Origin of the sequence: Gordonia sp. McavH-238-E (assembly GCF_022348225.1) — a bacterium.
GTDB lineage: Bacteria > Actinomycetota > Actinomycetes > Mycobacteriales > Mycobacteriaceae > Gordonia > Gordonia terrae.
Genome location: NZ_JAKRFE010000002.1, coordinates 14,640 through 32,122 on the forward strand (window position 1 = coordinate 14,640; position 17,483 = coordinate 32,122).

At 68.1% G+C, this 17,483-nt stretch carries 15 protein-coding genes; 5 read left to right on the plus strand and 10 right to left on the minus strand.

Going from position 1 to position 17,483, the window contains the following annotated elements; translation table 11 throughout:
* Window positions 1-47 precede the first annotated feature (47 nt).
* Window positions 48-1,757 (plus strand): nucleobase:cation symporter-2 family protein, encoded by a 1,710-nt coding sequence (locus tag MHN80_RS02450; protein ID WP_239399316.1) that lies wholly within the window; start codon window positions 48-50, stop codon window positions 1,755-1,757.
* A gap of 27 nt (window positions 1,758-1,784) precedes the next feature.
* Here the strand turns inward: MHN80_RS02450 and MHN80_RS02455 are convergent, their stop codons facing one another.
* The gene (locus tag MHN80_RS02455; protein ID WP_004023496.1) at window positions 1,785-2,159 is read right to left on the minus strand and encodes a cupin domain-containing protein; all 375 of its coding nucleotides are present in this window, start codon (window positions 2,157-2,159) and stop codon (window positions 1,785-1,787) included.
* Window positions 2,160-2,313: 154 nt separating this feature from the next.
* On the opposite strand from MHN80_RS02455, the gene MHN80_RS02460 reads away from it, so the two are divergent.
* The 4 genes from MHN80_RS02460 to rsgA are packed head-to-tail and all read left to right on the plus strand — an operon-like array spanning window position 2,314 to window position 5,374.
* A complete protein-coding gene (locus MHN80_RS02460; RefSeq protein WP_239399318.1) occupies window positions 2,314-2,547 on the plus strand; it encodes a hypothetical protein in 234 nt (77 codons plus the stop codon).
* Window positions 2,548-2,931 carry a VOC family protein gene (locus tag MHN80_RS02465; protein WP_239399320.1) on the plus strand — a complete coding sequence of 128 codons (384 nt, stop codon included), beginning with the start codon at window positions 2,548-2,550 and terminating at the stop codon, window positions 2,929-2,931.
* A 60-nt stretch (window positions 2,932-2,991) separates the two neighbouring features.
* Complete coding sequence (aroA, locus tag MHN80_RS02470; protein WP_239399322.1) at window positions 2,992-4,314, plus strand: 3-phosphoshikimate 1-carboxyvinyltransferase; 1,323 nt, start codon at window positions 2,992-2,994, stop codon at window positions 4,312-4,314.
* A gap of 22 nt (window positions 4,315-4,336) precedes the next feature.
* Entirely contained in the window at window positions 4,337-5,374 is a 1,038-nt protein-coding gene (rsgA, locus tag MHN80_RS02475) for a ribosome small subunit-dependent GTPase A (protein ID WP_239399324.1), read from the plus strand.
* 12 nt (window positions 5,375-5,386) lie between these two features.
* On the opposite strand, the gene MHN80_RS02480 is transcribed toward rsgA, so the two are convergent.
* The 9 genes from MHN80_RS02480 to hpf all read right to left on the minus strand — a co-directional run bounded on the left by MHN80_RS02480 (window position 5,387) and on the right by hpf (window position 17,421).
* Complete coding sequence (locus tag MHN80_RS02480; RefSeq protein ID WP_239399326.1) at window positions 5,387-6,586, minus strand: acyl-CoA desaturase; 1,200 nt, start codon at window positions 6,584-6,586, stop codon at window positions 5,387-5,389.
* Between the two features lie 72 nt (window positions 6,587-6,658).
* A complete protein-coding gene (locus MHN80_RS02485; protein ID WP_239399328.1) occupies window positions 6,659-8,011 on the minus strand; it encodes a fatty acid desaturase in 1,353 nt (450 codons plus the stop codon).
* Between the two features lie 256 nt (window positions 8,012-8,267).
* On the minus strand, window positions 8,268-9,410 hold the full coding sequence (locus tag MHN80_RS02490; protein WP_374206301.1) for a GNAT family N-acetyltransferase: 1,143 nt from the start codon (window positions 9,408-9,410) through the stop codon (window positions 8,268-8,270).
* Window positions 9,411-9,492: 82 nt separating this feature from the next.
* Window positions 9,493-10,608, minus strand: a complete 1,116-nt coding sequence (locus MHN80_RS02495) for a ferredoxin reductase (RefSeq protein WP_004023504.1) — start codon at window positions 10,606-10,608, stop codon at window positions 9,493-9,495.
* Window positions 10,609-10,682: 74 nt separating this feature from the next.
* Window positions 10,683-11,249 carry a hypothetical protein gene (locus MHN80_RS02500; protein ID WP_239399332.1) on the minus strand — a complete coding sequence of 189 codons (567 nt, stop codon included), beginning with the start codon at window positions 11,247-11,249 and terminating at the stop codon, window positions 10,683-10,685.
* A complete protein-coding gene (locus MHN80_RS02505; RefSeq protein WP_239399334.1) occupies window positions 11,246-12,751 on the minus strand; it encodes a wax ester/triacylglycerol synthase domain-containing protein in 1,506 nt (501 codons plus the stop codon). Before MHN80_RS02505 ends, MHN80_RS02500 begins: the two co-directional genes overlap by 4 nt.
* 86 nt (window positions 12,752-12,837) lie before the next feature.
* Window positions 12,838-13,422, minus strand: coding sequence for an Rv3235 family protein (locus MHN80_RS02510; RefSeq protein ID WP_239399336.1), 585 nt, complete (start codon window positions 13,420-13,422; stop codon window positions 12,838-12,840).
* Between the two features lie 177 nt (window positions 13,423-13,599).
* Window positions 13,600-16,425 (minus strand): preprotein translocase subunit SecA, encoded by a 2,826-nt coding sequence (secA, locus tag MHN80_RS02515; RefSeq protein WP_239399338.1) that lies wholly within the window; start codon window positions 16,423-16,425, stop codon window positions 13,600-13,602.
* A gap of 174 nt (window positions 16,426-16,599) precedes the next feature.
* Window positions 16,600-17,421 carry a ribosome hibernation-promoting factor, HPF/YfiA family gene (gene hpf, locus MHN80_RS02520; protein WP_064570067.1) on the minus strand — a complete coding sequence of 274 codons (822 nt, stop codon included), beginning with the start codon at window positions 17,419-17,421 and terminating at the stop codon, window positions 16,600-16,602.
* Between the last annotated feature and the right edge of the window lie 62 nt (window positions 17,422-17,483).

The window sequence follows — 17,483 nt, forward strand, 5'->3', positions numbered from 1 at the left end:
ATACGTCTGCACGGTCGCCGAAACGTGGGAACCGTAGAACTCTGACCATGTCGATTCTCGATGTCGTCCGGAACGGGAGGGCCGCCGCACACCCGGTGGACGAGATCCCGCCGTTCGTCCGCCTCTTCCCACTCGGCCTGCAGCACGTCCTGGCCATGTACGCCGGAGCCGTCGCGGTACCTCTCATCGTCGGCGGCGCGATGGTGGGTGCCGGACAGCTCGAGCAGGGCGACATCGTGCACCTGATCATGGCCGACCTGTTCGTCGCCGGGATCGCGACGATCCTGCAGGCCGTGGGCTTCTGGCGGTTCGGCGTCCGCCTCCCGCTCATGCAGGGCGTCACCTTCGCCGCCGTCGGACCGATGATCACGATCGGGACGTCGTATGGGATCACCGCCATCTACGGTTCGGTGATCGCCTGCGGTGTGTTCATGATCGCGGTCGCGCCGATCGTCGGGAAACTGATCCGGTTCTTCCCACCACTGGTCACCGGGACGATCATCCTCATCATCGGCGTGTCTCTGATGCGGGTGGCGGCAGGCTGGTTCGGTGGCGGCACCGCCGCGGGTCCCGACTTCGGCGACCCGAAGAACATCGCCTTCGGATTCCTGACGCTCGCCGTCATCGTCGGCATCGAACGCTTCGCCCCCGCCGCGATCCGCCGGGTGTCGATCCTGCTCGGTCTCGCGATCGGCACGGTCATCTCGATCCCGTTCGGGATGACGCACTGGGATCAGGTCGGCGAGTATCCGTGGGTCGGCATCCCCCAGCCGTTTCAGTTCGGCGCGCCCACCTTCGAGGTCAGCGCGATCATCTCGATGATCATCGTCGGGGTCGTGATCATGACCGAGACCACCGGTGACATCGTCGCCGTCGGCGAGATCGTGGACAAGAAGATCACCCCGCGCAAGCTGGCCGACGGCATGCGCGCCGACGGTCTGGGCACCGCGCTCGGCGGCGTGTTCAACACCTTCCCGTACACGGCGTTCGCGCAGAACGTCGGCCTGGTCGCGATCACCGGCGTCAAGACCCGGCACGTCGCGACGTGCGCGGGCGTCATCCTGGTCGTCCTGGGCCTCCTGCCCAAGATGGCGGCCGTCATCGAGGGCATCCCGCTGCCCGTCCTGGGTGGGGCCGGCGTCGCCCTGTTCGGCATGGTCGCGGCCAGCGGCATCCGGACGCTCGCCAAGGCGAAGCTGAACAACACCAACATCCTGGTCGTCGCGATCTCGGTCGGTGTGGCGATGCTGACCGAGGCGAAGATCTACTACACCGATCGCGAACTCGGTGAGGCGCCGGTCGACGTGGTCCTGGATCTCTACTCACAGTTCCCCGACTGGTTCCAGACCATCTTCCACTCGGGGATCTCGGCCGGCGCCCTCACCGCGATCGTGCTGAACCTCCTGTTGAACACCCGGAGCGTCTCCGCCGACCCGGTCGACTACCACAACACCGGGGACATCGCGGTGGTCGGCGCCCCGGGCGGATCGACCGATCTCTCCGGCGCGGACGGTGTGCGCGCCGCCGCCTTCGACCCGCGCGACGCACTGGCGGCCGCCGACCCCGACACCCCGGCCGACACCCTCCGTTATCTGGCCGAGCACGACGCGTCGCTGCACCCGTTCATCGTCACCAACCCGGCGACGCCCAAAGACCTGGCCGATCACATCAAGGGCCTCGGCGACCCGAAGGTGTTGCGACTCTTCGACACCTGGGACGGTTACACCTCGGGTGGATTCTCTCGTCGCGGGTCCTGACCGGATGGACTCACCCGGTCGCGGACCTCACCCGTGCTGTTTCGCGTAGTTGCTGGCGCCGTAGAAGTCCACGAGGACCACGGGGTCGTCGCCGACCACCCAGGCGTCGTGGCCGGAGGGCAGCGAGGTGATCTCGCCGGGTCCCGCGTCGAACTCGGTTCCGTCCGCCATCACGACGTGTAGGACACCGGCGGCGTGGTACTGGAAGTGCGGCGCCTCGCAGAGTTCGGTGCCGGCCATCGGTTTGACGTCGACCGACCATCGCCAGCCGGGCTGCAGGGTCATCCGGCCGATGTCCGAGTGCCCCACGTTGAGTACTTCGATCTGGCCGTGTCCGAAGGTGCGGACCTCGTCGGGTTCGGCGAAGGCGCGGTGTTCGGTCCGGTGCTCGGTGCTGGTCATGGTCCCTCCCGGTGATCGCATGCGAATCCCCCGGCCCAGGACAACGCTAGGCCCGCGACCTTGCGGTTGTACTGCGACGACCGCACGATCGCGCAACGGTGTCCGTCCCTCGAGTCCCGGCGCGCTGGCACCGGTTCGGCCTATCGTGGAGCCCATGTCCCCCAGACACGACCCCGAGCCGGCAGACGACGACGGGCGCATCATCGACCCCGACGTCCCGCACGAATGGCCACATGACTCCGCGTTCGCCTTCGGCGATTCGGCGCCGATCGGTGAGACCGACCGCCTGGCCCGCGAACGCGCGGCCTACGACGCGGCCAGCCACGGGAGCGATGTCAACCGCGGTCACGCGCTCGGCGGTTCCGCCGGAACGACCGAGGGGCAGTAGATGGAGGTGCTGTCCAGCCGGGTGCTCCTGCTCTCGGCCGATCCCGAACGCCTGCAGTCGTTCTACCGCGACCGGCTCGGGCTGCCGATCCATCGCGAGTATCCGGGCGGCGTGGTGTTCTTCGCCGGCAACGGGCTCATCGAGATCTCGTCGCACATGAAGACCGACGCGCCCGCCCCGGCGAGCGATTCGGTTCTCTGGCTGCAGGTCCGGGACGCCGAGGCGATCGCCATCGAGTTCCGCGAGAGCGGGGTTCCCGTGACCCGCGAGCCGCGTACCGAGCCCTGGGGTCTGATCGAGATGCACGCGACCGACCCGGACGGCCGCACCCTCATCGTCGTCCAGATCCCCGCCGATCATCCGTTGCGCAAGGACACCCGGTAGACACGGACCCGGTCCGATCGGTGGCCGAGGACGTGGACGCGCCATGACAGACTGGACGCCATGAGTTCCTGGAACGCGCCGACCGTCACCGGTGGACACGATGCGCCCAGCGAAGGCGGCCTCGATGCCCCCGCCGAAGGCGGCCTCGATGCGACCGTGGAGTTGCCGGGTTCCAAGTCGATCACCAACCGCGCACTCGTCCTCGCCGCCCTCGCCGACGGACCGTCGACCGTCCGCGGAACCCTTCGGAGTCGCGACACCAACCTGATGCTCGCCGCGCTCGAGGCACTCGGCACCGAGATCCGGATCGACCCCGCGAGCGAGACCACGGTGTCCGTCCTGCCCGGACCACTCCACGGCGCCGCGGTGGATTGCGGCCTCGCCGGGACCGTGATGCGTTTCCTGCCCCCGGCCGCCGCCCTGGCCACCGGTCGCGTGCTCTTCGACGGCGATCCCCATGCGCGCGAACGGCCGCAGACCACCATCCTCGACGCCCTGCGCGGGCTCGGTGTCGCCGTCGACGGCGATCGGCTGCCCTTCACCATCGACGGCAAAGGTTCCGTCCCGGGCGGCGAGGTCACCATCGATGCGTCCGGATCCTCGCAGTTCGTGTCCGGACTCCTGTTGTCGGCGGCGCGATTCGACGCCGGCGTCGTGATCCGGCATGACGGACCACCCGTCCCGTCGACCCCGCACATCGACATGACGGTGGAGATGCTGGCGACGGCCGGCGTCGTCGTCGACACCTCTGTCCCGAACGTCTGGAGTGTCGCGCCCGGACCCATCGCGGCCGTCGACTGGACCGTCGAACCCGATCTGTCGAATGCGGCCGCATTCCTCGCCGCGGCGGCCGTCACCGGCGGCACCGTTCGGGTGCCGTACTGGCCGGCGGTGACCACCCAGCCGGGCGCGCGCATCGCGGACGTCCTGGCCGGGATGGGTTGTGCCGTCGAACATCTCGACGGAACGCTGTCGGTCAACGGACCCGAGGTGCTCAAGGCGGTCGACCTCGACCTCCGGGACATCGGCGAACTCACCCCCACGATCGCCGCACTGTGCGCACTGGCCGACGGGGAGTCGGTGCTGTCGGGGATCGCGCATCTCCGCGGGCACGAGACCGATCGGCTCGCCGCACTCACCACCGAGATCACCCGCCTGGGCGGGACGTGCGCCGAGACCGACGACGGCCTCCGCATCATCGGCACCGCGGGCGCACCGTTGCACGGGGGCACGTGGGAGTCCTATGCCGACCATCGGATGGCCACCGCGGGCGCGATCATCGGCCTCGTCACACCCGGCGTGACAGTCGCCGACATCGAGACGACGAGCAAGACGCTGCCCGATTTCCCGGGTATGTGGCAGCGGATGCTGGGGCGCGCATGAGTTGTCGAGGACGGGCGCGCCGTTGAGTCGCCGCGCGGCGAGCTACGACGAATCCGACGTTCGGGTTCGTCCCGGAAAGGGCACCCGACCGCGCACCAAGACGCGACCGTCGCATGACGACGCCGAGCAGGCCATGGTGGTGTCGGTGGACCGGGGCCGCTGGGGCGTGGTGCTCGACGGCGACCCGGCCCGGCGGGTGGTCGCGATGCGCGCCCGGGAGCTGGGACGCACTCCGATCGTCGTGGGCGACGACGTCTCCGTCGTGGGTGACCTGTCCGGACGGCCGGACACGCTGTCGCGCATCGTGCGCGTCGCCGAGCGACGAACCGTGTTGCGACGCACCGCAGATGACTCCGATCCGTATGAACGGATCGTGGTGGCCAACGCCGACCAGCTCCTCATCGTGACCGCCATGGCGGACCCGCCGCCGCGCACCGGCTTCGTCGAACGCGCGCTGGCCGCGGCGTATGTGGGCGGACTGTCCCCTGTCCTGTGTCTGACCAAGTCGGACCTCGCCGATCCGGCCGAGTTCACCGCCGCATTCGCCGATCTCGACCTGCCGGTGGTGTGCGCGGGGCGTGATGACCCCCTCGACGAGATCCTGGCGACGCTACGGGGCCGGATCACCGCGTTCATCGGCCACTCCGGGGTGGGCAAGTCCACCCTGGTCAATCGCCTTGTGCCGGACGCGTATCGGGCGACCGGCGTGGTGTCGGGCGTCGGCAAGGGCCGGCACACCTCCACCCAGTCGGTGGCCCTGGCACTGCCCGACGACGCGGGCCCGCGCGGCTGGGTCATCGACACACCCGGCATCCGGTCCTTCGGACTCGCACACGTCGGACCCGACGACATCGTCGCCGCCTTCGACGACCTGCATGCCGCGATCGAGGAATGTCCGCGCGGCTGTACCCATCTGGGCCCACCGGCGGATCCCGAGTGCAGGCTGGACGAACTGACCGGTCACTCGTACCGCCGCGCCATGGCGGTGCGCCACCTCCTGGTGGCGGTCAGCGGCGGCGACGGCGATGTGGCCGAGGAGCCGCGGACGCCGGAGGGGTGACCGGACTGATCGTCACCGCCGACGACGACGGGCGCGCAGCTCGCGGATGGCGGTCTTGAGGCCGGTCGCGCGGGGAGCCATCCCGGCAAAGCGCTTCTCCGACGCGGTTTCCGGGGCGTCGTCGGCGGTGTCGCGCAGGAACGAGTCGGGCAGCGCCAGCTTGTTGATGGTGCGCAGAGTCTGAAGATACTGCACCACAATCGATCCCGTGGTGTACGGCAGGTCGTACTTGTCGCACAGTGCCCGCACGCGCACCGCGATCTCGGCGTACCGATTGCTCGGCAGGTCCGGATACAGGTGGTGCTCGATCTGGTAGCAGAGGTTGCCGCTGAAGAACGCCATCGCCGGGCCGGCGTCGAAGTTCGCCGTACCGAGCATCTGCCGCAGGTACCACTGGCCCTGTGTCTCGTTCTCGAGCGTGTCCGCGGTGAACTTCTCCGCGCCGTCCGGGAAGTGGCCGCAGAAGATCACCACGTAGGCCCACACGTTGCGGATGAGGTTCGCGGTGAGGTTGGCCGTGAGCGTGTGCGTGAAGTTCGGTCCCGACAGCGCCGGGAACAGAACATAGTCCTTGGCGAGCTGCTTGCCGACCTTGCGCGCGAAGACCTTCAACTGCGGGACGGCGACCTCTTTGGGCTTCTTGCCCGAGATGGCGTCCTTGATGTCGAGGTCGTGCAGGCCGATGCCCCACTCGAACAGTGCGGCGAGCAGGATGTTGGTGACCGGCTGGAGAAGCTGCTTGGGCTTCCACGGTTCGTCGCGCGTGACGCGCAGCGTCTTGTAACCGACGTCGTGGTCCATGTCCAGGACGTTGGTGTACTTGTGATGGATGTAGTTGTGGGAGTGCTTCCAGTGCGGGGACGCGCACACCATGTCCCATTCCCAGGTGGTCGAGTGGACCTCCGGGTCGTTCATCCAATCCCACTGCCCGTGCATCACGTTGTGCCCGAGCTCCATGTTCTCGATGATCTTCGAGAGTGCGAGCGCCCCGGTGCCCAGCAGCCACAGGGGCCGTGAGCGGCTGCCGAGCAGCGCGACGCGGCCCGCGACCTCCAGGGCGCGATGCGCGAAGATGGTGCGCCGAAGATATCGGACGTCACGCATGCCGCGGTCCGCCTCGATCTCGCGGCGGAGCGCGTCGAGCTCGGCGCCGAGTGCTTCCACGTCGGCGTCGGTCAGATGCGCGTACTCGTTGATATCAGTGATTGCCATTGCGCCTCATTATGCCCCTGCCGGGGCCACTGCCTCGTTCACGCTGACTGTCGGTCGCCTGACCTGCGCGGATCAAGCGGCCCGCTCGTCGGAACGGACGTCCGACGCGTCGATGTCGTTCCGGGTCCGACGGGACCGGAGCGCACGCGGCACGGTCCGACCCCTCCGCCGGGATCGAAGCGACGCGATGGCCGAACGCAGTCCCCGGCGCGCACCGGTCGCCTCGTCGATCGTCGCCTGCAGTCGCGCACCTTCGGGCAGCCCCTGCTTGAAGCGACGTTCCGAGGCGGTCTCGGGAGCATCGTCCGCGGTCGCCGACAGGTACTTGTCCGGCAGCGAGAGCTTGGCGATCGTCCGCCACGCCTTCGCATACTGCACCGGGAAGGGCCCCGAGGTGTAGGGCAGGTCGTACTTGTCGCACAGGGCTCGCACGCGCACCGCGATCTCGGCGTACCGGTTGCTCGGCAGGTCCGGGAAGATGTGGTGCTCGATCTGGTACGACAGGTTGCCGCTCATGAAGGCGAGCGGGAACCCCGCGTCGAAGTTGGCGCTGCCGAGCATCTGCCGCAGGTACCACTCCGCCTGCGTCTCGTTGTCGATGTCCTGCTTGGTGAACTTCTCCGCACCGTCCGGGAAGTGCCCGCAGAAGATGACGGCGTTGCTCCACACGTTGCGGATGACGTTGCCGAGCGCGGTCGCGGTCGCCGCCTTGGCGTAGGCGCGGCCGTACCCGACCTTGTGTCCGGTCGCGGCGCTGACCAGCGCCGGGTATGCGAGATAGTCCTTGGCGACCTGCTTGCCGATTTTCGACAGCACGTCGTTGCGGTTGCGCCGGAACTCTTCTTGCGCCTCGGGGGTCTTGCGCTTCTTGCCGAGTTCGAGGTGCTGCACCGCGACCCCGTACTGGAACGCCAGCGCGAGAATGGTGTTGTAGACGAGGTTTCCGTAGTTGAACGGACGCCACCGCTGATCGCGGGTGACGCGCAGGAGACCGTAACCCACGTCGTCGTCCATGCCGAGCACGTTCGTGTACTTGTGATGGATGTAGTTGTGGGTGTGCTTCCAGTGCGCCGACGGGTCGGTGTTGTCCCACTCCCACGTGGTGCTGTGCACCTCCGGATCGTTCATCCAGTCCCACTGCCCGTGCATCACGTTGTGCCCGAGCTCCATGTTCTCGACGATCTTCGCGACGCCGAGCGTGCAGGCACCCGCCCACCAGGCCGACTTGCGGGTCGACCCGAACAGCAGCACGCGACCGGTCATCTCCAGGCCACGCTGGAATCGGATCGTGTTCCGCAGGTAGCGCGCGTCGCGCTCGCCGCGATCGGCTTCGATGTCGGCGCGGATCGCGTCGAGCTCGGCGCCCAGGGCAGCGACGTCGGATTCGGTCAGATGTGCGTATTCGGGGATGTCGGAGATCGCCATGTGTGTGGTTCCCTTCGCCGGTGGTCGGTCGGTCGCGCGCGTGCTGAGGTGCGCCTGTCGACCGCTGCCTACGCCTACGTTTCCGTAACTTACGCAAGCGTAGGTTGGCGGCGGCGTCGTGTCCAGTGAGTGTGACGAACCTGGGCTCGGACAGTGGAGAACGAGCTCGGGCGATCGCGAACGAGCTCCGTCGTGGGACCGCCCGGGCGCACAGTCGACGGAAATCAGCGCACAGTCGACGAAAGCCGCGGTCCGGTCAGTTGTTGCGGTGGGCCTCGTAGTCGTCGCAGAACAACTCGAAGCCGACGAGATCCTCGAAAACGCCGTCGGATCGGGCGGCGAGCTTCTGGGTGCCGAATTCGCGGAAGCCGGCGTTGCGGGCGAGCTTCTTGCTGCCCTCGTTGCTGTCGGCGGCGAAGAGGGTCAGGCGACGGAATCCCAGCTTGTCGAAGGCGTATCGAACCGCAGCCGGGAACGCTTCGGCGAGAACACCTTTCCCGCGCGCCTCCGGGTGCGTGTAGAAACCCGCCTCGGCTCCGGTGACCTCGTCGATGTGCAGGAGGGTGATGTCGCCCAGATAGTCGTCGGTCTCGCGATCGGCCACGGCCCACGTGCACGTCGTGCCCTGCGCTGCGGTCCACCATTTGCGGAGACGCTCGGCGGCGGCATGTTCGAGCTCCAGCGGGTCGGGCCGCGCGAAGAGGTACTTGCGCGACGCCGGGTCGTCGAGCGTCTCCCGGATCCGGGGGTCGTCGGACTCCGCGAGCGGCCGGAGACGGAATCGCTCCGTCTCGAAAACGTCTGTCCGCCAGTCGGTTTTCGGGTGTTGCGGATCGTCCGCGTGCAGCGATCCCACCCAGGCGTCGCGAATGTGACCGCGGACCTCGACGCCGTTCTGCACCGCGGCGTCGAGACGGAAGCCGCACGAGTGGGCCACCCGCAGCGCGTCGATGTTGCCGGCCACGGTCGTCCAGCGGACGACTTCCTTGCCTGCCTCGCCGAACGCATAGTTGACGGCGAGCAGGACGGCGCGCTTCATCACGCCCCACCCGCGGGCGTCGGGATGCAGGTCGTAGCTGAGCCGCGTCAGCGGGCCCTCACCCTCGATGTCGACGGTGCCGACGAATCGCCCGTCGAATTCGACAGCCCACAGCATCCGGGTGCCGTTCGCCCAGCTCCGCGGCGCATAGTCGAGCGCGAAGCGCTCGGCTGCCGCACGGCTGTACGGAGCAGGGATCGGGGTCCACCGCATCATGGCCGGATCCGCCGCGAGTTCGACCATCCGATCGAGATCGTGGGGCTCGTGCGGCCGCAACGTGACCCCTCCGTCACTCAGGGCGGGGATCGGGTTGGGGACCGGGGCCTCAGCTCTCACTGGTGCCTTCGCCGGCGTTTCCACGGGCCGGTTTCCTCTCACCACGCACGTCGTTCACCCTACCGGGTCACTGGTCGGCACGAGCGGCACGCGGCGAACTGACTGGTCAGACGTCGAGTGTGCAATCCCCCGCCGCGGCGCTGACACAAGTCTGGATTCGTTCGCCCTCGACATGTTCGACTCCCGAACGCAGATCGCGTACACATCCTTTGTCGAGCATGACCACACAGCTCTGACAGATACCCATCCGACATCCGAAGGGCATCATCGCGCCCGCCGACTCCCCCGCCTCGAGCAACGTGGTCGCGCCGTCGACGGCCGCCGACTTCCCGGACCGCGAGAACGTGACGGTGCCGCCCTGGGCCCCGACGACGCCGCGCTCGAGGGCGAACCGCTCGATGTGCAACCGGTCGGCGAGATGCGCATCCGTGTACAGACGCTGCAGGCCGTCGAGGAAACCGGCGGGGCCGCAGGCCCAGGTCTGACGATCGCGCCAGTCGGCGCACAGGGACGGCAACACCTCCGGGGTGATCTGCCCGTCCGATCGCGTGTACTGCACGTGCAGATCGACGATGCCGTCGGCCGCCAGGCTCTCGAGCTCGTCGGCGAACAACAGGTCGGCCGGGGTCGGTGTCGAGTGGACGAGCCGGATGTCGGAGCGCTGGTCGCGGTGCCGGACGGTGCGCAGCATCGAGATGATGGGCGTGAGACCGCTTCCCGCGGTCACGAACAGCACCTTCTCCGGCAGCGGGTCGGGCAGGACGAATTCGCCGCGCGGCGCCGCGAGACGAACGACGGTCCCCGGCTGCAGACCGTTGACCAGGTGGCTCGACAGGAATCCCTCGGGCATCGCCTTGACCGTGATCGAGATCGTCTTGTCGTCCGCGGAGGAGTCGGGGGTCGAGGTGAGCGAATAGGAGCGCCACGCCCAGCGCCCCTCCATCAGGACGCCGATGCCGACGTACTGGCCCGGGGCGTAATCGAAGGAGAAGCCCCACCCCGGCCGGATTCGGATCGTCGCGGTGTCCTCGGTCTCCCGGGTCACGGAGACGACCTTGCCGCGCAACTCTCGCGCCGACCACAGCGGATTCGCCAGGTGGAGATAGTCGTCGGGGAGAAGCGGGGTCGTGATCCGGGTGAGCGCGGCCCGAACCCATTGCGAGCCGCGGCTGCGCGCCGCGACCCCCGAAACCGGTTCCTCGAATCGTTCGAGCAAGCCCATCTCACAAACCGCCTTCGACGTGGGAGCGTGTCGGGGACACAGTAACCTACGGAACCGTAGGTTGGCCTGCCGGCTCAGAGAAGTTCGAGGAGGAACGGCAGCTCCTGGGTTGCGTACCACGCGAGATCGAAGTCCTCGACATCGCCGACGGCGAGTTCGGCGTCGAGGTCACCCATGTCGGCGGCGTCGATGACGACCACGGCCGCCCGGACCTTCGGCTCCGCCTCCTCGACGTCGACGTGAACCGATGCGATCGCCGACAGCGGGATCGGTCCGGAGACCTTGACCACCGCGTCGTCCAGGTCGGGGCGGGGCGTCACGTTCTCCACGTCGGCCGCGATCACCACCCGCCGAGGCGGCAGACGCGGGGTGTCCGCCGACTCGGTGACCGACTCGTCGGCGGCGAGTTCGGCCTCGGCATCGGTGTCACCGTCCTCCGGGGCCTCCCCGGCGAGCAGGCGGAGCGACGCGCGCGCCGCCTCGCGCAAGGCGACCTCGGACAGTTCTTCGTCGTCGCCGGAGACGAAGGCCTCGCGCAGCGCGGGCGTCAGCGCGAAGCCCGTGCCACCGAGCGGATGGAACTCGCCGTCGGCGTTGAGCCGCATCAGCATCGCCAACGTCGCCGGCAGGTACACCCTCATTCGTCAATTGCTCCCGTCGGCTCGCGGTAGGGCTGGCTCAGCTCTTCGAAGGACTCGGACACGTAGTCGGCCATCGCCGGTAGATCGGCGATGACCCCGCGGTCGGCGACGAAGGCGAAGTGCAGATCGTCACGGTACTCGACGATGCTGATCGCCAGCGCACGCTGCGACACGAGAGTGGGAATCGAGAACGCCTGACACACCGGCGCGCCGAGCACGAACCGGTCCGGGACGGGGGCGGTACCCATCGCCACCGGCACGTTGTAGGCACGGCTGTTCAGTGACCGGAATGCGCGCGAACTGAACTCCGGGAACGGCACCACACCCAACTCGGGGAACAGCGGGCTCGGGCCGAGATTCATTCGACGGGAGGACTGCGCGTACCGGTCGGCGAGCCCGGCCACCTGGGCCAGTCGAACAGCCGGATTACTCTCTCCCACCGGAAGATCGGTGACGAAGCTGGGCCTGCCCACCCCGATCCAGCCGGGTTCGGACTCTGCCGAGTGTTCGACCCCCGGGTCGCGCGCGGACAGCGGGACGACGACGCGCACGGTGTCGGCGGGGACCTCGGCCGGGTCGAACGAGAGCATCCACCTGCGCATGACGCCGGAGATGATCGCGAGTTCGACGTCGTTGATGGTGCAGCCATGACGTTCGGCTACCTTCGCGCACCCGCGCCGCGGCAGCGTGACGGTGGTGAACGACCGGGTCGTCGTGCCCGCGTTGTTGAGTGGACTGCGCGGCGCGGAGTCGGACAGCTGCGACACCACATCCCCGACGCGTCGCACGGTGGTGCCGACGGCGGACCGCATCTCGGAGACGATCCCGTTGCCGTGCAGCACTGTGTGGACGAGATCTCCCGGACGCGCGAACGCCTCGGCGAGAGCACCGACCACGAGGTGGGTGCCACCCGGCGGCGAGCCCGGCATCCACAACTCCTCCGGCAGCGTGTCGGTCTGCTCGCCGCCGTCGCAGATGATCTCGCTGATCTCCCGGCTGCCCGCCTCGTCGATGAGGCACCGGTGCGACTTCGTGAGGATCGCGAGCCGGCCGTCGGCGAGGCCCTCGATGAGGTACATCTCCCACAGCGGCCGGGTGCGGTCGAGCGGCCGCGACATCACGCGCGCGACGAGGTCGTCGAGGTCGACGGTGCCGCCCGGTCGCGGCAGGCCGGCACGACGGATGTGGAAATTGATGTCGAAGTCGGGGTCGTCGACCCACACCGGGCGCGCCAGCCCGAGGGTCACCTCACGGACGACCTGCCGATACCGCGGGACGAGTTGCAGACGGTTCTCGACCAGAGACACCAGGCCCGCGTAGTCGAGGGTCGACTCGCGGGGCGTCTCACCGGCCGGGGCGTCGGAGTCGGTGACGGGAGACTCGCCCGAGGTGTTGTGTGCCGCCGTGGGATCGACGATCAGCAGAGCCCCGAGGTGGGTCGTCGACCGCGAATCGTCGAGGAAGTAGTACATCGCGTCGCGGGGCGACAGACGGGTGACCACCTCGCCGATCCTAGTCGGCGACGCTGATTCTCGTGGCCTGCGCAGTCCGATGGCCCCGCGATGGCCTCCCGTCGACGAGCGTGTCGTCAGTTGAATTCCAGCGCGATCAGCTGCCAACGGTACTCGACACGGCGCAGTGAGCCACGGCCGGCGGGTCCGGCGCCTCGGACCCGGATCGGCTTGCGCTCGATGCGCCCGGCGAACGCCCTGGTCCGTCCCCCGCCCTCATACGATCCGAACACCTCCGCGGCGCTGGGATCGCACAACTGGACGTGCACCCGCCGCAGCACGTTCCCGGTCGGAACCTGCGTCGCCGCGGGCGTCGACACCGCTCCCGACGCCGCGGCGGCGTGTGCCTCGGGAACCCGGAAGGCGTCGTGCCGCACAAGCGCCGCGACCTGGTCGGCGACGGCCGGCGATACGACATCACCGAGATGTGTGACCGAGCGGCGACGGTCCACCACCTCGAACAACAGGCGGGACACCGCCACGGTGAAGCGGCGGGCCTCGGCGGCGGCCGACGCGGTCTTACGGGCCGAACCCGTGCCGGGTGTGGACGCCGGGAACGGACGGACGGTCGACGAGGGCGCGACGCCGGGCATGGCGGCCACCACCGGGCCGGCCGGCTCGTACGGCGGGGCGGGACGAACCCGCACCCGTGGTGTCTGCATCGGCCCGGACACGTGCGGCCAGGACGTGCCGGCCGGGGCGGGTTCAGGACCCGTGAGGAGTGGGTGCATGGGACTTGGACGCACCAGGTGGCGTCCCGGTTCCCTATGGTCCGAAAAAAAACCGCCGGCGGCCGGCCCCGGAGAACCAGGGCCGACCGCCGGCGGTCAGAACACGTGTCAGCGGCGCTGCTTCTTGGACTTCGGGGGCTTGGGCCGGGCCCCCTTGGTGGTCGCACGGGCCGCTGCGCGGCGCTCACGTCGGCTGGCGGATTCCGCCGCGCCCGAGAGCTCCTCCTCCTCGGAGTGCACGACCGTTCCGCCGCCCTCGCCCGGACCGGAGTACGTGACGGCCGGGTCACCCGACTGCGCCGGTGCCCGCAGGGCGGCCGGGGCCTGTGCACCGGACTCGGCCACCGGGGCCGCCGGCACGGGGGCCGGGGCGCCCGCGCCCACCGCCGCGCGCAGGTCGGCCGCGCTCGGGAGCGGCTGCTGCTGGGCCGGCTGCTCGGTCTGGACCTGGGCGTTGAACAGGATGGTCAGCGCCTCTTCCTTGAGGCCCTCGAGCATTCCGTGGAACATGTCGAAGCCCTCGCGCTGGTACTCGACGACCGGGTCACGCTGCGCCATCGAACGCAGGTGGATGCCCTCGCGCAGGTAATCCATCTCGTACAGGTGGTCGCGCCACTTGCGGTCGAGCACGCTCAGCAACACACTGCGCTCGAGCTGGCGCATCGCGCCCTCGCCGGCGATCGAATCGATCTGCTTCTCGCGGGCGTCGTATGCGGCTCGAGCGTCGTCGACGAGCTTCTCGCGCAACTCCTCGGCCGAGATGTCATCGCGCTCACCGTATTCGGACTCGCCGACGACATCTTTCGGATCGAGTTCGATCGGATACAGCGCGCGCAGGGCCGACCACAGCTCGTCGAGATCCCAGTCCTCGGCATATCCCTCGGCCGTCGCGCCCTCGACATAGGCCCCGACGACATCGGAGACCATCTGCTTGACCTGCTCGTGGTGATCCTCGCCCTCGAGGATCGTGCGGCGCTCGGCGTAGATGACCTTGCGCTGCTCGTTCATCACCTCGTCGTACTTGAGGACGTTCTTGCGCATCTCGAAGTTCTGCTGCTCGACCTGCGTCTGAGCGCTACGGATGGCCTTGGTGACCATCTTGGCCTCAATCGGCACGTCGTCGGGCAGGCGGTTCATGATCGCCTCGAGCGCACCGCCGTTGAATCGGCGCATCAGTTCGTCGGCGACCGACAGGTAGAACCGCGACTCGCCCGGGTCGCCCTGGCGGCCCGAACGACCGCGCAGCTGGTTGTCGATACGACGCGACTCATGTCGCTCGGTACCGAGCACGTACAACCCGCCCGCCGCGCGGACCTCCTCGGCCTCCTTGGCCGCGCCGGTGCGCGCGACCTCGATGGCCTCGTCCCACGCGGCCTCGTACTCGTCGGGCGTCTGCACCGGGTCGAGTCCGGCCTTGCGCAGCCGGGTGTCGGCGATGATGTCGGGATTGCCGCCGAGCACCACGTCGGTACCACGACCGGCCATGTTGGTCGCGACGGTCACCGCACCGAGCCGGCCCGCCTCGGCGATGATCTGCGCCTCCTGCTCGTGGAACTTCGCGTTCAGGACGCTGTGCGGCACCTCGCGCTTCTTGAGCTGGCGCGACAGGTACTCCGAACGTTCGACGCTGGTCGTACCGATCAGGACCGGCTGGCCGGTCTCGTGGCGCTCGGTGACATCGTCGACCACGGCGGCGAACTTCGCCTCTTCGGTCTTGTAGATGAGGTCGCCCTGGTCCTTGCGGATCATCGGCTTGTTCGTCGGGATCGGCAGCACCCCGAGCTTGTAGATCTGGTCGAACTCGGCGGCCTCGGTCTCGGCGGTACCGGTCATACCGGACAGCTTCTCGTAGAGACGGAAGTAGTTCTGCAGCGTGATCGTGGCCAGCGTCTGGTTCTCGGCCTTGATCTCGACGCCCTCTTTCGCCTCGATGGCCTGGTGCAGACCCTCGTTGAAGCGACGACCGTCGAGCACACGCCCGGTGAACTCGTCGACGATCATGACGTTGCCGTTGCGGACGATGTAGTCCTTGTCCCGCTGGAACAGCTCCTTGACCTTGATCGCGTTGTTCAGGTAGCTGACCAGGGGCGAGTTGGCGGCCTCGTACAGATTGTCGATGCCGAGGCGATCCTCGACGAACTCGACGCCGGCCTCGTGGACGCCGACCGTCTTCTTCTTGATGTCCACCTCGTAGTGCACGTCGCGCTCGAGGAGCGGGGCGATCCGCGCGAACTCGGTGTACCACTTGCTCGACCCCTCGGCGGGACCGGAGATGATCAGCGGCGTACGGGCCTCGTCGACCAGGATCGAGTCGACCTCGTCGACGATGGCGAACGCGTGACCGCGCTGGACGAGATCCTCGAGGGAATGCGCCATGTTGTCGCGCAGGTAGTCGAAGCCGAACTCGTTGTTGGTGCCGTAGGTGATGTCGGCGGCATAGGCCTCCCGACGCGCGGCCGAGCTCATCCCGGTCAGGATCACCGCGGTGTCCATACCCAGGAACCGGTGCACGCGACCCATCCACTCGGAGTCGCGTTTGGCCAGGTAGTCGTTGACGGTGACGACGTGGACGCCGTCACCGGAGAGTGCGTTCAGGTACGCCGGGAGCACACAGGTGAGCGTCTTGCCCTCACCGGTCTTCATCTCGGCGATGTTCCCGTAGTGCAGCGCCGCGCCGCCCATGATCTGGACGTGGAAGTGCTTCTGGTCGAGGACGCGCCACGCGGCCTCACGGGCCACCGCGAACGCCTCGGGCAGCAGCTCGTCGAGCGACGCCCCGTCGGCGATCCGCTCCTTGAACTCGTCTGTCTTGGCGCGCAACTCGGCGTCGGTCAACGCCTCGACATCATCGGACAGCGCCTCGACGTGCGATGCGATCGCATCGAGTCGCTTGACCATGCGGCCTTCGCCGACACGCAACAGCTTGTTCAGCACCGTGGATCGAGTCCCTCACCTGTAGAAAACACACGGAATCCGGCCCGCGCGAACGCACAGACCGGATCCCATGGTAGCGAGGTGAGCTGAGCAGACCCTGATCGGACCGTCAGGTGGTCCCGAGTTCCTCGCTCGGGACCGAACCGGTGACCGCCGATCAGGGCCGCTCGGGGGTCACGTCAATCTGATGAGGCCGTAGTCGAAGGCATGCCTGCGGTAGACCACGGACGCCTTGTCGGTCTCCTTGTCGTGGAACAGGAAGAAGTCGTGGCCGACCAGTTCCATCTCGTAGAGCGCGTCGTCGACGGTCATCGGTACCGCGGTGTGCTCCTTGACGCGCACGATCTGGCCCGGCGTGTACTCCTCCACACCGTCGTCCCACCGTTCGGCCGTGTCGACGGAGTCCGTCCCGGGATCACCGACGAGGCCGTCGACCGACAACTGGTTGTCGCGCAGGGGTGGCGCACCGATCTCGGTGGCCTCGGCGACCGAGAGCGGCCGACGGTTGCCGTGGTGGACACGCCTGCGGTCCTTGACGCGACGGAGTCGGGACTCGACCTTGTCCAGCGCGTGTTCGAGCGCGGCGTAGAAGTTCTCGCCACAGGCCTGCGCCCGTACGATCGGCCCCTTGCCCGTCGCGGTGATCTCCACCTGCTGACAGGACTTGGACTGTCTCCGGTTGCGTTCGTGGTTCAGCTCGACGTCGAATCGGTAGATGGTCGGATCGAAACGCTCGAGGCGAGCGAGTTTGTCGCCGACGTAGATGCGGTAGTGGTCGGGGATCTCGACGTTGCGGCCGCTGAACACGACCTTGGCTGTGGGTTCGGCGGGATCGTCGGATTCCACCGTTCCCGGTGGGCGGACGAAGGCGAACTCTGGATCGTAGGAATCGTTCTCGGCTGGCTGGCGGTCGGGCGCGAGGCCCTCCTCCACGGTCGGCCGTGGGTCGGCGGTCTTCGGTTCGCGCTGGCCTTTGCGGTGGATGACTGTGGACATTCAACTACCTCCTGAATTGTCCCGAAGCCGGTTGAGTCATCGTGATCTGTTGTCGCACTGAT